Annotated in this window: 13 protein-coding genes; 6 read left to right on the top strand and 7 right to left on the bottom strand. The window is 66.2% G+C overall.

Going from position 1 to position 12,300, the window contains the following annotated elements; genetic code table 11:
• Window positions 1–9 precede the first annotated feature (9 nt).
• From OO015_RS14290 to OO015_RS14285, 5 genes are all read right to left on the bottom strand, one after another.
• Window positions 10–459: a methylamine dehydrogenase light chain gene (locus OO015_RS14290; RefSeq protein WP_416236600.1), complete on the bottom strand. Its 450-nt coding sequence runs from the start codon at window positions 457–459 to the stop codon at window positions 10–12.
• A 95-nt stretch (window positions 460–554) separates the two neighbouring features.
• Window positions 555–1,925, bottom strand: coding sequence for a hypothetical protein (locus OO015_RS13455; RefSeq protein ID WP_265942009.1), 1,371 nt, complete (start codon window positions 1,923–1,925; stop codon window positions 555–557).
• A gap of 202 nt (window positions 1,926–2,127) precedes the next feature.
• Complete coding sequence (locus tag OO015_RS13450) at window positions 2,128–2,574, bottom strand: hypothetical protein (RefSeq protein ID WP_265942007.1); 447 nt, start codon at window positions 2,572–2,574, stop codon at window positions 2,128–2,130.
• Between the two features lie 96 nt (window positions 2,575–2,670).
• Window positions 2,671–3,975, bottom strand: a complete 1,305-nt coding sequence (locus tag OO015_RS13445) for a hypothetical protein (protein WP_265942005.1) — start codon at window positions 3,973–3,975, stop codon at window positions 2,671–2,673.
• A gap of 60 nt (window positions 3,976–4,035) precedes the next feature.
• Window positions 4,036–4,407: a methylamine dehydrogenase light chain gene (locus OO015_RS14285; protein ID WP_416236608.1), complete on the bottom strand. Its 372-nt coding sequence runs from the start codon at window positions 4,405–4,407 to the stop codon at window positions 4,036–4,038.
• 290 nt (window positions 4,408–4,697) lie between these two features.
• Here OO015_RS14285 and OO015_RS13440 point away from each other — a divergent pair, with 290 nt between their 5' ends.
• From OO015_RS13440 to OO015_RS13415, 6 genes are all read left to right on the top strand, one after another.
• Entirely contained in the window at window positions 4,698–5,039 is a 342-nt protein-coding gene (locus OO015_RS13440; protein ID WP_265942003.1) for a hypothetical protein, read from the top strand.
• 145 nt (window positions 5,040–5,184) lie between these two features.
• Window positions 5,185–6,297 carry a citrate/2-methylcitrate synthase gene (locus OO015_RS13435; RefSeq protein WP_265942001.1) on the top strand — a complete coding sequence of 371 codons (1,113 nt, stop codon included), beginning with the start codon at window positions 5,185–5,187 and terminating at the stop codon, window positions 6,295–6,297.
• 64 nt (window positions 6,298–6,361) lie between these two features.
• Entirely contained in the window at window positions 6,362–7,318 is a 957-nt protein-coding gene (locus OO015_RS13430) for a type II secretion system protein E (protein ID WP_265941999.1), read from the top strand.
• Complete coding sequence (locus tag OO015_RS13425) at window positions 7,297–8,697, top strand: sigma 54-interacting transcriptional regulator (protein WP_265941997.1); 1,401 nt, start codon at window positions 7,297–7,299, stop codon at window positions 8,695–8,697. Before OO015_RS13430 ends, OO015_RS13425 begins: the two co-directional genes overlap by 22 nt.
• Before the next feature lie 24 nt (window positions 8,698–8,721).
• Window positions 8,722–10,821, top strand: a complete 2,100-nt coding sequence (locus tag OO015_RS13420; RefSeq protein ID WP_265941995.1) for a vWA domain-containing protein — start codon at window positions 8,722–8,724, stop codon at window positions 10,819–10,821.
• Between the two features lie 9 nt (window positions 10,822–10,830).
• Window positions 10,831–11,190, top strand: a complete 360-nt coding sequence (locus OO015_RS13415) for a hypothetical protein (RefSeq protein WP_265941993.1) — start codon at window positions 10,831–10,833, stop codon at window positions 11,188–11,190.
• Between the two features lie 18 nt (window positions 11,191–11,208).
• On the opposite strand, the gene OO015_RS13410 is transcribed toward OO015_RS13415, so the two are convergent.
• A complete protein-coding gene (locus tag OO015_RS13410) occupies window positions 11,209–11,985 on the bottom strand; it encodes a lipoate--protein ligase family protein (RefSeq protein ID WP_265941991.1) in 777 nt (258 codons plus the stop codon).
• Window positions 11,982–12,266, bottom strand: a complete 285-nt coding sequence (locus tag OO015_RS13405; RefSeq protein ID WP_416236607.1) for a biotin--protein ligase — start codon at window positions 12,264–12,266, stop codon at window positions 11,982–11,984. Before OO015_RS13405 ends, OO015_RS13410 begins: the two co-directional genes overlap by 4 nt.
• Window positions 12,267–12,300: the final 34 nt, after the last annotated feature.

Below are 12,300 nucleotides of genomic sequence, written 5' to 3'. Positions count from 1 at the left end.
TGTCGAGCATCAACACACTCCGACGAGGACGGCGCGCGTGCACACGACGTACCTTCCGGCCGACCCGCACCAACTCGGTTGCGCACTCTGCGAGCAGAAACAACCACTTGGGCATGCTGGGGGCTGCGTGTTCGAACAGCAATCGGTGTAGCGGACGAAAAAGACCTTATTGCGTGCCCGATCGTAGCAGCAGGCATACCAGGCACTCGTGCCGTTCACGGTACCGGGTGGGCAACTAGAGTCGCTTCCGCCCCGGCAGGAGCAGAGGCAGCCACCCATGCCGCAGCGGAACCAGTCACTGCAGCTCTGGGCGTTGGTCGAAGGTGGATCGACCAACAGGGTGGCTGTCGTGAGCAGGAAGCCGAGGAAGCGGCGAAGCCAGGAGCGACGGTTGGACCGGTCGTCGGTCCGCTCAGCGGGCGGGTCGTTCGGCGCCTGCAGCCGGTCGGCGGATACCATTCGAGCGACCTCCTCGTACGACTCATTTATTTCGAGACGCGTGGCGGGAGCGCACCCAGACAGATGGGACAGCGTCCCGCAGGTGCGACCACCTCTCAAGGGGCCGCGGCGTTACTCACCGGCCAACCCTCGGTCAGATGGGGCCAACCGGCAGCGAGTCCACAGCGGAGCGGTTCCGAGAGGACTCCCCGGTCGAACGCGAACCGGTAGAGACACCCGTCTCCGGTGGTGACGAGCCAGAGCGTGCGGTGTTCGTGGTCGATGCCGACCGGTCGCCAGAGGCTTTCCGCACGGTGGGGCAAAGGATAGGCACGCTCGACGGACCACCGGTGGAGGTCGACGAGGAGGACCTCGTCGTACCCGACGAGCACCGCACGGGCACCGCTGACCAGCACCTGCCAGCCGACGCGGCGCGATTCCGACAGTGCTGGGTAGCGGGCGTGGACTGCCAGCGTCTGCGCGTCCAGGACGAAACCCTGCAGGTCTTCGGTCACGACTACCAGCTGGGTGCCCCACAGGGCTGGCGGCAGCGCGCTCGGGTAGGTGACGAGGGTCGGCTCGTGCCGTGCTGGCTTGGCGGTCCACTCGAGCGGCGCGAGTTCCTGTCTCGCTTCGATGCGACCGGTCGCCGGATCGACCAGGAGGAGCGTGGCGACGGTCGGTTGCCGGGGCGACGAGATCCCCGAACTCATGACGACGAGCTTGTCGGGTAACGCGAGAAGGCTGGCAGCTTGCGCACCGGGTAGGGGAAGCGCCCATGTCGCCCAGCTGCCAGCGGCCAGGTCGAGCGTGGTGATCCAGGTGATGAAGCTGCCGCCGCCCCCGGGGAAGCTTTCGGTCGTCGAGGTGAGCCACGCAGCGGCCCAGGTGCCCGATGGGGCGATCACCATCCGCTGCAGCACGGGAGGCTCCGTGGCTGCCGCGGGGAACTCTCGAGCCAGCGCGCGGACCGGGGGAATCCTGGAGTCGAGCGGCAGCACTGCCGCGCGCGACCAGTCGGGTATGCGCCGGACCTCGAGCCGGTCCCGCCACGTCTCACCAGCCAGCTCGCCACGTTTGAGGATGACGAGGTCACCAGCGGGCGAGAGTGCAGCTGCGCTCACGTCGGACGCATCGGAGTAGGAGTCGACGACTTCACCGGTCGAGAGATCGAGGAGCACGAGCCGGCTCCCGAAGATGCCAGTCATGGCGTCAGCCGGTTCGGCTGCGAACGTCAGCAGTCTCGGTCGAGACTGGTCCGGTGCCCCGTGGCCCGCGGTGTGCAGCAGGCCCGCCGGTGTTCGGGAGAGGGCGAGCGCGAGGACGAGGAACAGGCTGACGGCCAGTGCAGCGGCACTCGCGGTGATGGCGTGTCGAGGGTGCCGGAGCGCCACACCGCTGACCAATGCGGCGATGAGGCGTTCGAGCAAGCTGCCACGGCTGCCGTAGCCGGTGCGATGCGGGTGCGCGCGGGTGATGTCGGACACGGTCCACTCTCCTGGCTCGTCTTCACTTTTCTAGACGGGCCGCGCTGCTGGCTGCAGACAGCTGCCGAGCGGGCAGACGGCCAGGATCGCTGTGTCCCCGGGCGGGTGGATCGCGTTCGCTCGTCGGGTACGCAGAGTGCGCACCCGGAACCGGGAGGGCCCAACTCGCCCAGGTGCCACGCTCCAAGTCCAGAGTGGTGACTCAGAGGACCCACCGGCTGGAAGGTCCCGGCGCCACCGAGACGAACCGGACGGCGGCGTACCGGGCGTCCGGTGAGACCTCGGCTGCGTAGGGACGAGGGGAGTCGTCACCGAGAGCTGGGAAGGCGCGTCGCACTGCCTGAGCGGGTGGTATCTCCGAGTCGATCGAAAGCACATGGACGGTCGACCAACTCGGGAGGCGCGAGATAGTCACCCGATCGTCGGTGATGGAGCGGGCGAGCCGGCCACCGGGATCGGCGGCGAGGATCGCCGAGGTGCCAGGCTGTTGGGAGACGATCTGGCCGCTGCGGGCGTCGAGTGCGAGCGAGTGCGTAGCCGTCTGCGCGAGGATCAGTGCAGGCGCAGGCTCGGGACGGGCAGCCAGCCGATCGTTGGGACGCAGCAGTGGTGTCGCGGCGAGAGCAGGAAAGGAGACGATCACGAGCACGAGAAGCTCGACGAGGGGGGCGGGAGACCGGCCGGCTATCGGCACGTCCAGTACAGCGAGCGAGCATCGGAGAACTCCTCTCTGCAACCGGTCTCTTCAGGGACCGCTCGAGCCTGAGAAGAAGGCTGGCCAGCCGAACAGCGGGGAAGGATAGTCGACCAGGAAGCCGCACGCGAGCGGCGCGCTGAGACGACCCGTCGCCAGATCCAGGTGCCGCAGGCAGCCCTCGCGCGTGCCGGTCACGAGCAACGTCTCCTGATCGACCAGGCCGGCGGCGATCCACCAGGTCTCCGGCATCTGCGGCAAGGGGTAAGTGGCCAGCAGTCGCCACGACGCGATATCGATCACGCGCACCGCACCACCGCCGACGACCAGCCGATCTCCCGTGATGAAGGGTCGTCCGGCGGCGACGAGCCGGTCCGCGAGCGGTGGGTAGTGCGCGGTGACGGTGAGCGCACTGGGGTCGATGACGAACCCTTCCAGGTCGGTGGTCACCACCAACAGCTGGCCGTTCCAGAGAACGGGGTCGAGCGCGGTCGAGAAGGTGGCTTGCTCGTCGCCCAGGCCCTCTCCCAGCGGCTTGACCGTCGTCGAGGCACTCTCCAAGGTCAGCTGGCCGAGCGTTTCACCGCTCTGCGGGTCGAGCGCGACGACCGTGCCGACACTGCGCCGGCTCGAGGTCCGCAGCTCGTGGCCGAGCACCAGGATACGGTCGGGAAGGGCTACGAGCGAAGCTGCCTGGCTCGCGGGGAGCGGGTGGGCCCACCCAGCCCACGCGGCACGCTCGAGGTCCACCATGGTCACCCACACGAGCTGGCTGGATGGACCGTCGGGCTTGGGCGCCATCAGCGACCAGAACGTGACGGCAGCCCACCGTCCCTGCGGTTCGGCTGCGAACGCGAGGAGCGTCGGGTCAGAGGCGCTGATCGAGGGGAAGCGCTCAGCGAGCACGCGGGCTGGCGGGATACTGGCGTCGATCGGGACAACGGACTCGATATCCCAGCCAGGAAGGCGGCGGACCTCGAGCCGTGCGTGCGGCCCCGTGTGCTCGCCGGCGTAGAAGACGATGCGGTCGCCGGGCGAGACGAAAGAGGCGCTCACGACCTCGGTGGAGTCAGCGATCGCGTGGCGGTCCAGAATCGCTCCCGATCGGGCATCGACGAGAACGAGCCCGGTCGTGCGGGGGGCCAGTCTCGGGTCATCGGTGGTGCCGACCGGGAGCAGAACGAGGGGACGGACGATCGCGTTCGGTGCGGCACCCAGATGGGGGAGCGAGCGCGACGGTACACCGATTCGGGTCAGGGATGCGGCGATGAGGCTGACCAGCAGGACAGCGCTCGAGGCGAGCAGTAGGCCAGTCGTCCGTCGCGGCGATACGGTCGGAAGCGTTCGGTCACGCATGGTCGACCTCCGAGTATTGACTGTCCGAGCGTCCGGTTTCGGTCGGTACGAGGAGACCGATCAGCATTGCGACCACACCTGTGCACGCGTGCAGTAGGCTGCTCGGGTCGACGGATTCGGACACCAGTTCTGGTTCGACGGGTACTGTCCGCAACTGTTGTTCTGGTTACAGGAGCGGCCGCTGGGGCAGGCCGGTCGCCGGTCCCGCGGACCGCAGCAGTCGAGGGAGCGGACGAGCCAGAGTCTCCCGCTGGAGAAGCAACAGGCCCACCACGCACCGCCTTCCTGAGTGCCCGAGGGGCAGGCGGAATCGCTGCCGCAGACACAGGAACACAGGCAACCGCACATGCCGCAGCGGTGCCACTGGCTGCACGAGGCCTGACCGTGCACGGGTGGCTCAGTGATCAGGAACAGGACGCCACTGACCACCATGCCAGCGAGGCGTTTCAACCAGTTTCGGCGGCTGCCGGAGCTGCCGAGAAGCGAGTGACGGCGGCCGACGTCCGACATGCTCCTTCGTCCGACTCAGCGCTCACTCTTTACGACGTAGTTCGCTGTCCACCGCAGACAGGTCCGGATCGATCGCTCACCGCGTGCCCGCCGCGACCGGGTCCACCGAACGCGCCCGGCCAGTGCTGGGCGACCGGTGATGATGCTCCGTGCGTGGCAGCGAGGGAACAGTGCCATCGGGGTGCTCCAGCTGCGCCGCGTGGCTCCTCGGTGTGGCTGTCCGGACTGCTGGGCAGGAGCGCTCGTTCACCGGACGGCTGGAGCTCCGCGAACGACTGGCCGTGGGTTCGCCAGGTCATGGCCAGAGCGATGGCTCTCGCGAGCGCGACCGGCTCGGTCGGCCTCCTCCGGCTCGCGTGCCACGACTGCTCACCGGGTACGATCGACGAGGTGTGCACCCGCATGGGTTGGCAGGATACGGTCGCTGGGGTCGGGGGCCTGGCGCGCCAGGCTGTTTCGCTCGCGGGCTGGCGATGGCCGTTGGCAAAGGGGGGTGCTGGAGCGAGCGCGAGGCGTTCCAGCTCGCCGGTGGAGGCGACGTCGCCCCAGCCTGAGCGCGACTGCGTCGCGACGGTCAGGCGACGATCGGCTGGTGGGCTTTACAGGGTGTTCACGATGCGGTAAAGGTGGAGCGGGCGTTCCAGCTCCGTCAAGGAACGTCCAGCTTCGTCAAGTTTCCAGGGTGGAGGAGGTTCGTTCATGGTCGCACGGGGACTCGAGGGTGTCATCGCCGGGACGACACGGCTCAGTTCGATCATCGACGGGACACTGGCCTATGTCGGGATCGAGATCGACGAGCTGGCCGCCCAGGCGTCCTACGAGGAAGTCGTCTACCTGCTCTACCATGGGGAACTGCCGACCCGAACACAGCTCGAAGACTTGCAGCGCACGCTCGCTGCGGAGCGGCGGTTGCCCGAGGGGATTCTCCAGCTACTGAGCGAGGCGCCGCGGGCAGTGCCGATGGACCTGTTGCGCACGGCCGTCTCGGCGCTGGCCTGGTACGAGGAGGACCCGAACACGGTCGCGCGCGAGGCGGCGGTCGCCAAGGGGCTCCGGTTGGTCGCACAGGTGCCGACGATCGTGGCGACGATCGGTCGGCTGCGCCGGGGCTTGGCTCCGGTGGCACCGCCAGCTGACGAGCCGAGCACGGCACGCGCCTTCTTGCGCACACTGCACGACCGCGAGCCGAGCGATCTCGAGGTCGAAGCGATGAACAAGATCCTCGTACTGCATGCCGACCACGAGTTCAACGCTTCGACCTTCGCGGCGCGGGTGGTGGCAGCGACGCTGGCCGACATGCATGCGGCAGTCACCGCGGCGATCGCTGCGCTCAAAGGGCCACTGCACGGCGGGGCGAATGCCGCAGTGATGCAGATGCTCGAAGAGATCGGAACGCTCGATCGCGTCGAACCGTACATCGCCGAAAAACTCGCCCGCAAAGAGCGGGTGATGGGCTTCGGCCACCGGGTCTACAAGGGCGAGGACCCGCGCGCCAAGTGGCTGCGGGATCTCTCGCGGCGGCTGGGCGAGGCGCGTGGCGACCTGCGCTGGTACGAGCTTTCGGTCGCGATCGCCGAGGTGATGGCGCGCGACAAGGGACTCTTCCCGAACGTCGATTTCTATGCCGCGTCGGTCTATCACTACCTGGGCATCGATAAGGAGCTGATGACGCCGGTCTTCGCAGCCAGCCGTATTTCCGGCTGGACCGCGCACATCCTCGAGCAGCAGGCCGACAACCGCTTGATCCGGCCGCGGGCCGAGTACGTCGGGCCGATCAACCGCCATTACGTGCCGATCGAGCTGCGGGGCTGACGAGTGCGTACGCGGCGGGGAATGGGGAGGTGCAGGCTGCCCCGTTCCTGAGTATGCTTGGGGCGTGGAACGACTTTGGGCACCGCTCGAGGACGACGAAACCGGTATCCCGCCAGCTGACTGGTGGGGGCGGTACGGAGTGCCGCCGGTGGACGGTCTCTCCCTCGTCGACCTCGTGCGCGTCGGGAGTCTGGACGCGGCGACGGCAGCCTTCCTCTGGCTGGCGCTGGAGCACCGGGCGTCGGTGATCGTCGCGGCTCGCGAGCACGGCGCCGGGAAGACGACGCTCCTGACTGCCCTCGTCGACCTCCTGCCGGAGGGAACGACGCGGTACTATCTCCGGGGCTGGTACGAGCGCTTCGTGTTCGTCGAGACGCTCGAGCGCGACCGGTCGTATCTTCTCGTGAACGAGATCAGCGATCACCTGCCGATCTACCTGTGGGGGAAAGGGGTACGGCGACTGTTCGGGCTCCTGACGGAAGGGTGGCGGCTCGGTGCGACCGTGCACGCAGCGGGAGCCGAAGAAGTGTTCGCGTTGCTCCGCAGCTTTCCTCTGGAGGTACCGTCGGAATCGCTGCGGCCGATCGACCTCGTCGTCACGCTCGGCATGGGGGTAACCAGTGAGGGGCTGTTGCGACGGGTCGTGCGGGTCGAGTCGGTACGCTGGCAAGGTCGGGAGCTGATGCCGCGAGTTCTGGCCGTACGGGAGACCATCCGCTCACCGCTCGCTGTCTACCCGGCGGCGTTCCTCGCCACGGCCGAGGAACGGTTCGGCCTTCCAGTCGAGGAGGCCAGCCGGGAGCTGGCCTGGCGACAGCGCCGCATCGCGCGCTGGGTCGCCGAAGGGGTCGCTGGCCAGCGGGCGTTCCGCGCACTCCTGACGCGGTTCCGACGCGTCTCGACAGAAGAAGTTGACGAGCCTCTCTCCGGGAGTAGGATTGAGGAGACGCCCGACCGGGACGATGCACACGACGAGCGTCAGGAGATCGAGGGATCGGTATGGAAAGACCACGGACACTAGGCGAGCTGCGCGAGAGCGGTTATCGTGTCTTGCCGGTACGGGAAGAGTTGCGGAAGAACCTGATCGCAAAGATCCAGGCTGGCGAGCCGATCTTCCCCGGGATTATCGGCTACGAGGAGACGGTGATTCCCCAGGTCGAGAACGCGATCCTCGCCGGACAGGACATCATCTTCCTCGGCGAACGCGGTCAGGCGAAGACGCGGATGGCCCGGCTCCTCGTGAACTTGCTCGACGAGGAGATCCCGATCGTCGCCGGCAGCGAGGTCAACGACAACCCCTTCGCTCCCATTTCCAAGTACGCGCGTGACCTCATTGCCGAAATGGGTGACGACACCCCGATCGCATGGATCCGCCGAGAAGAACGGTATGCCGAGAAGCTGGCGACCCCGGATACGACGATCGCGGACCTCATCGGCGAGATCGATCCGATCAAGGTGGCCGAGGGACGGTACCTCTCGGACGAGTTGACGATCCACTACGGCCTGATCCCGCGGACGAACCGAGGGATCTTCGTGATCAACGAGTTGCCCGACCTGGCTGAACGGATCCAGGTGGGACTCCTGAACATCATGGAAGAGCGTGACGTACAGATCCGCGGTTACCGGGTGCGGCTACCGCTCGACGTGTTCGTGGTGGCGAGCGCGAATCCGGAGGACTATACGAATCGTGGCCGGATCATCACGCCGCTCAAGGACCGGTTCGGAGCGCAGATCCGGACGCATTATCCGCGCACGATCGAGCACGAGATCGAGATCATGGAACAGGAGCGGACACCGGTCGAGGTGCCGGGGATCACGGTGACGGTTCCGCAGTACATGCGAGAGATCGTCGCCGAGATCACACACCTGGCGCGGCGGAGTCCGGATATCAGCCAGCGCTCCGGAGTGAGTGCCCGCATGTCGGTTGCCAACTACGAGACGCTGATCAGTAACGCGGTCAAGCGAGCAATCCGGCTGGGCGAGAAGCATGCCGTGCCGCGGATCAGTGACCTGCCGGCGCTAGTGGCGTCGACGCTCGGCAAGCTGGAGTTCGAGACGCTGGGCGAGGTGCAGGAAGAGCGGATCATCGAGAAGTTGATCAACGGGGCGGTCGTCGCGACGTTCAACCGGTATTTCTCGGTGCGTGACTTCGACGATCTCATTCTGGCCTTCGAAAACGGTCTTACCGTCGAAGCGTCGGACATGCAGCCAGCCATGCGGTACGTGCACCAGGTCTCACATATCGAGAGCTTGCGACGAGCCACGCAACGGCTCAATGCCACCGGTGATCCGGCACTGATCGCCTCGGCCGTGGAGTTCGTGCTCGAGGGGCTGCATCTGAACCGGCGCTTGAACAAGGAGCGTGCGACCGGACGAGGGCCGGCACGGTACCGGAGCTGAGTCGCCCGCGCCAGGAGGTGCGTCATGAGTGCCACACCGAACCGTTTCCGCTATACGCGCTGGGATGGGACCCAGCAGATCGACGCGTTCACGGCCGAGGAACTACTCGAGGCGATGGCCGACGACCTCCTGGCCGAAGGAGACGTGAACCGGGCACTCCAACGATTGTTTCGTTGGGGCATCGATCGGCCCGATGCACGCATGCCGGGTTTCCGCGAGTTGCTCGAGCGGTTGCGCGAGCGGCGCCAGCAGATCCTGCAGCGGTACGATCCGGGATCGGTGTTGCAGGACCTGAACGAGCGGTTGGAGGACGTCATCCAGACCGAGCGCGCTGGGATCGAACGACGGGTACAGGAAGGGCGCGAGCACCTGGCCCGCGCGCAGGGACGCGTGCAGCGCGGAGAGCAGCCGGGGACGTCCAGCGAGACTGCTGGTTCGGGGTCGGGTGAACCTGACGAAGCGATACCCGATCCAGCACTTCAGCAGCTCCTGGAACGGATGGCGCAACAGAAGTTGTCGTTCCTGGATCAGTTGCCACCGGATCCGGCGGGCCGTATCCGCGCTCTGAGCGACTACGAGTTCATGGATCCGGAGGCGCGCCGAAAGTTCCAAGAGCTGCTGGCTTCGCTGCAACGGCAGGTGCTGGAGCAGACGTTCCAAGGTCTGCAGCAAGCGATCCAGAACCTCACGCCCGAGGCGATCGCCGAACTCCGCACGATGCTCCGAGACCTCAACGAACTCTTGCAGGAGTACGCGCGTGGTGGACAGCCAGACATCGAGCGCTTCAAGCACCGCTGGGGACACTACTTCGGGCGGGACTTCAACAGCGTCGAAGAACTCCTCGACCACCTGGCGCAGCAGATGGCAGCGGTACAGAGCCTGCTCGATTCGCTGCCACCGGAGATGCGTCAGCAGCTCGAAGAGGCGCTCGATGCCGCGCTGCGCGATCCCGCCTTGCAGCAGGAACTGCGCCAGCTCGGGCAGATGCTGGGGCAGCTCATGCCGCGGAACCCCTATCGCCAGGCGCAGCCGTTCAGCGGGAGCGAGGAGCTGACGCTGGGTCAGGCGCTCCGGTTGATGGAGCAGCTCCGCGAGATGCAGCAACTCGAGGAGCAGCTCGAGGGCGTTCGGGACTGGCGTGACCTGGGTCGCGTCGACCTCGAACGGCTCCGCGAGCTGTACGGGGATGAGATCGCGGCACAACTCGAGGCGCTGCGGCAGATCACTCGGCTGCTCGAGGAGGCTGGCTACATCCAGCGCACGCGGCGTGGCTACGAGCTGACACCCCGGGCGATCCGGCGGATCGGCCAGAAAGCATTGCGCGAGATCTTCCAGCATCTCAAGCGTGACCGCTTCGGGCAGCATCAGATCGAGCGGAGCGGCCGGGGTGGTGAGCCGAGCGAGGAAACGAAACCGTACGAGTTCGGTGACCCCTTCCTGCTGCACCTGCCGCGCACGGTGATGAATGCCGTGCAGCGGGAAGGGCCCGGTACGCCGGTGCAGCTTCAACCAGCCGACTTCGAGGTTCGCCGCACCGAGACGCAGACCCGAGCAGCGACCGTCCTTATGGTCGACATGAGCCGGTCGATGCTCTACAATGGCTGTTTCCTCGCTGCGAAGAAGGTCGCGCTGGCACTCGACAGCTTGATCCGCACGCAATTCCCGCGGGACACGCTGTACATCATCGGGTTCTCGTATCTGGCCTCGGTGCTCTCAGCGGAGGACCTGCCGCACATCACCTGGGACGAGTACAACTACGGCACCAACATGCAGCACGGGTTCATGCTGGCACGGCAGCTGCTGTCGCGTCACCGCGGTGGCACGAGGCAGATCATCCTCATCACCGATGGGGAACCGACCGCCTACTTCGACGGTGAGCAGGTGCGCTTCTCTTATCCGCCGACCTATCAGACGTTCCAGGAGACCTTGAAGGAAGTCGCGCGGTGCACACGCGACGAGATCGTCATCAACACCTTCATGCTCGAGCGGAGCCCGTACCTGGCGAGCTTCGTCAACGAGATGACGCGGATCAACAAAGGGCGCGCCTTCTTCTCGACTCCCGACCACCTCGGGGAGTACATCGTGATGGACTACGTGGCGAACAAGCGCTTCCGGTTGCGCTGAGGAGCCGGCATGCTGCGGAGACTGGTCGGACGAGGGGACGAGGAGACACCGCGCGAACGTCAACAGGCGGAGCCGGGTGGCACTCGGCCGGAACAGGAGCAGGTGCAGAGCGCGAGCGGTGAGGTGCTCGTGTACCGCTACGAGGACATCTTGCGCGCGGTCGGGCGCTTCATTGACGAGCAGGAACTTCAGGACGTCGTTATCATGCAGACCGAACACGGCGTATTCGTCCGCGGGATACAGCGGCCACGGGTGGGCCAGCGCGTGACGCCGAGGTTCTGTGAGCGCCTGTTCACGAAGGCCGAGATCGCCGCGATCCTCGAGGAGGGGAGACGGCGCCGCGGCACGGGATCGAAGCTGTTTCAGTAATCTCAGTCATGAACGTGCTCAGGGCAGGATCGCTGTCCACTCCCACGTGCCGTATTTCGTCCGGACGAGTTCGCGAGCTTCCTCGATCTCGTCGGTGGAAAGTACACCCTCTTCGAGACCGTGCCGTTCAGCGAACGTCCGGATGAGGTGCTCCTGGATCGTCTCGCGGGGGAGGTCGGTCTGCAACCGGAGCGGGGCCACCCGCCGTTCGGCGCTCTGGATACCCTTGTCGCTCAGCTTCTCGCGACCGATCCGGATGACACGTGGCACCTTCGCGGGGTCGATATCGTAGGCCATGGTCGTGTGGTGGAGGACTGCCCCGAAGCGCCGAGCTTGAGCAGCCCCGCCGATCTTTCCCCGGGCCGAGGTGATATCGTTGATCGGCTGGTACCAGGCGTCGACACCGAGGGCACGGAGCGCCTCGATCACCCAGGCATCCAGGAAAGCGTAGGATTCCTGGAAAGACAGGTCAGCGACGAGTTCGGGCGGGGCGTAGATCGAGTAGGTGATCACTTTGCCTGGTTCGGTCAGCATCGCGCCACCGCCGGTGATGCGCCGAATGACCGTGATGCCGTGCCGTTCGGCTTCTTCCAGGTCGACTTCGTTCCGGAGCGACTGGAAGCGTCCGATGACGACAGCCGGTGCAGTCCATTCCCAGAAGCGAAGGGTCGGTGGACGCGCACCGGCACCGACCCGACGAGTCAAGACCTCGTCGAGGGCCATCTGCATCGCCGGATCGAACGCTTCGCCAGCCACGAGTTGCCAGCGATACTTGCGCCACCGTGCGACATTCATGATCCGAGAGCCCTCCGAACCGCGCGTGCGACCGCTTCCGGTGAGAAGCCGAGGAGTTCGACGGGAGCGAGCGCTGCCAGGGCCTGAGCGATGCGTGCCGCGAGTTCTCCCTCCGGAGCGTGTGCGGGTGCGCCTTCAAGCGCACGCGTGATGGCGTCGAGTGCCTCCGGTGGTTCGAGGAAGAAGTCGCCGGTCACCCGAACATTCGCGAGTCGGTTGTCGACCAATTCGAAATCGACTTGAACCAGCTTACCGCCGGGTGTCTTGTATTCGCCGTGCAGCATCGTTGTGATGGGTACGCCGTCACGTATCTGA

This window comes from Thermomicrobium sp. 4228-Ro (genome assembly GCF_026241205.1).
GTDB lineage: Bacteria > Chloroflexota > Chloroflexia > Thermomicrobiales > Thermomicrobiaceae > Thermomicrobium.
The sequence above is the reverse complement of the archived record's forward strand: the minus strand, read 5'-3'. Positions and strand labels throughout refer to the sequence as shown.

Excerpts from the sequence above, each read along its gene's own strand:
- OO015_RS14290 (WP_416236600.1), bottom strand. The coding sequence starts at position 459 with ATGGTATCCGCCGACCGGCTGCAGGCGCCGAACGACCCGCCCGCTGAG.
- OO015_RS13445 (WP_265942005.1), bottom strand. The coding sequence starts at position 3,975 with ATGCGTGACCGAACGCTTCCGACCGTATCGCCGCGACGGACGACTGGC.
- OO015_RS14285 (WP_416236608.1), bottom strand. The coding sequence starts at position 4,407 with ATGGTGGTCAGTGGCGTCCTGTTCCTGATCACTGAGCCACCCGTGCAC.
- OO015_RS13435 (WP_265942001.1), top strand. The coding sequence starts at position 5,185 with ATGGTCGCACGGGGACTCGAGGGTGTCATCGCCGGGACGACACGGCTC.
- OO015_RS13425 (WP_265941997.1), top strand. The coding sequence starts at position 7,297 with ATGGAAAGACCACGGACACTAGGCGAGCTGCGCGAGAGCGGTTATCGT.
- OO015_RS13420 (WP_265941995.1), top strand. The coding sequence starts at position 8,722 with ATGAGTGCCACACCGAACCGTTTCCGCTATACGCGCTGGGATGGGACC.
- OO015_RS13415 (WP_265941993.1), top strand. The coding sequence starts at position 10,831 with ATGCTGCGGAGACTGGTCGGACGAGGGGACGAGGAGACACCGCGCGAA.
- OO015_RS13410 (WP_265941991.1), bottom strand. The coding sequence starts at position 11,985 with ATGAATGTCGCACGGTGGCGCAAGTATCGCTGGCAACTCGTGGCTGGC.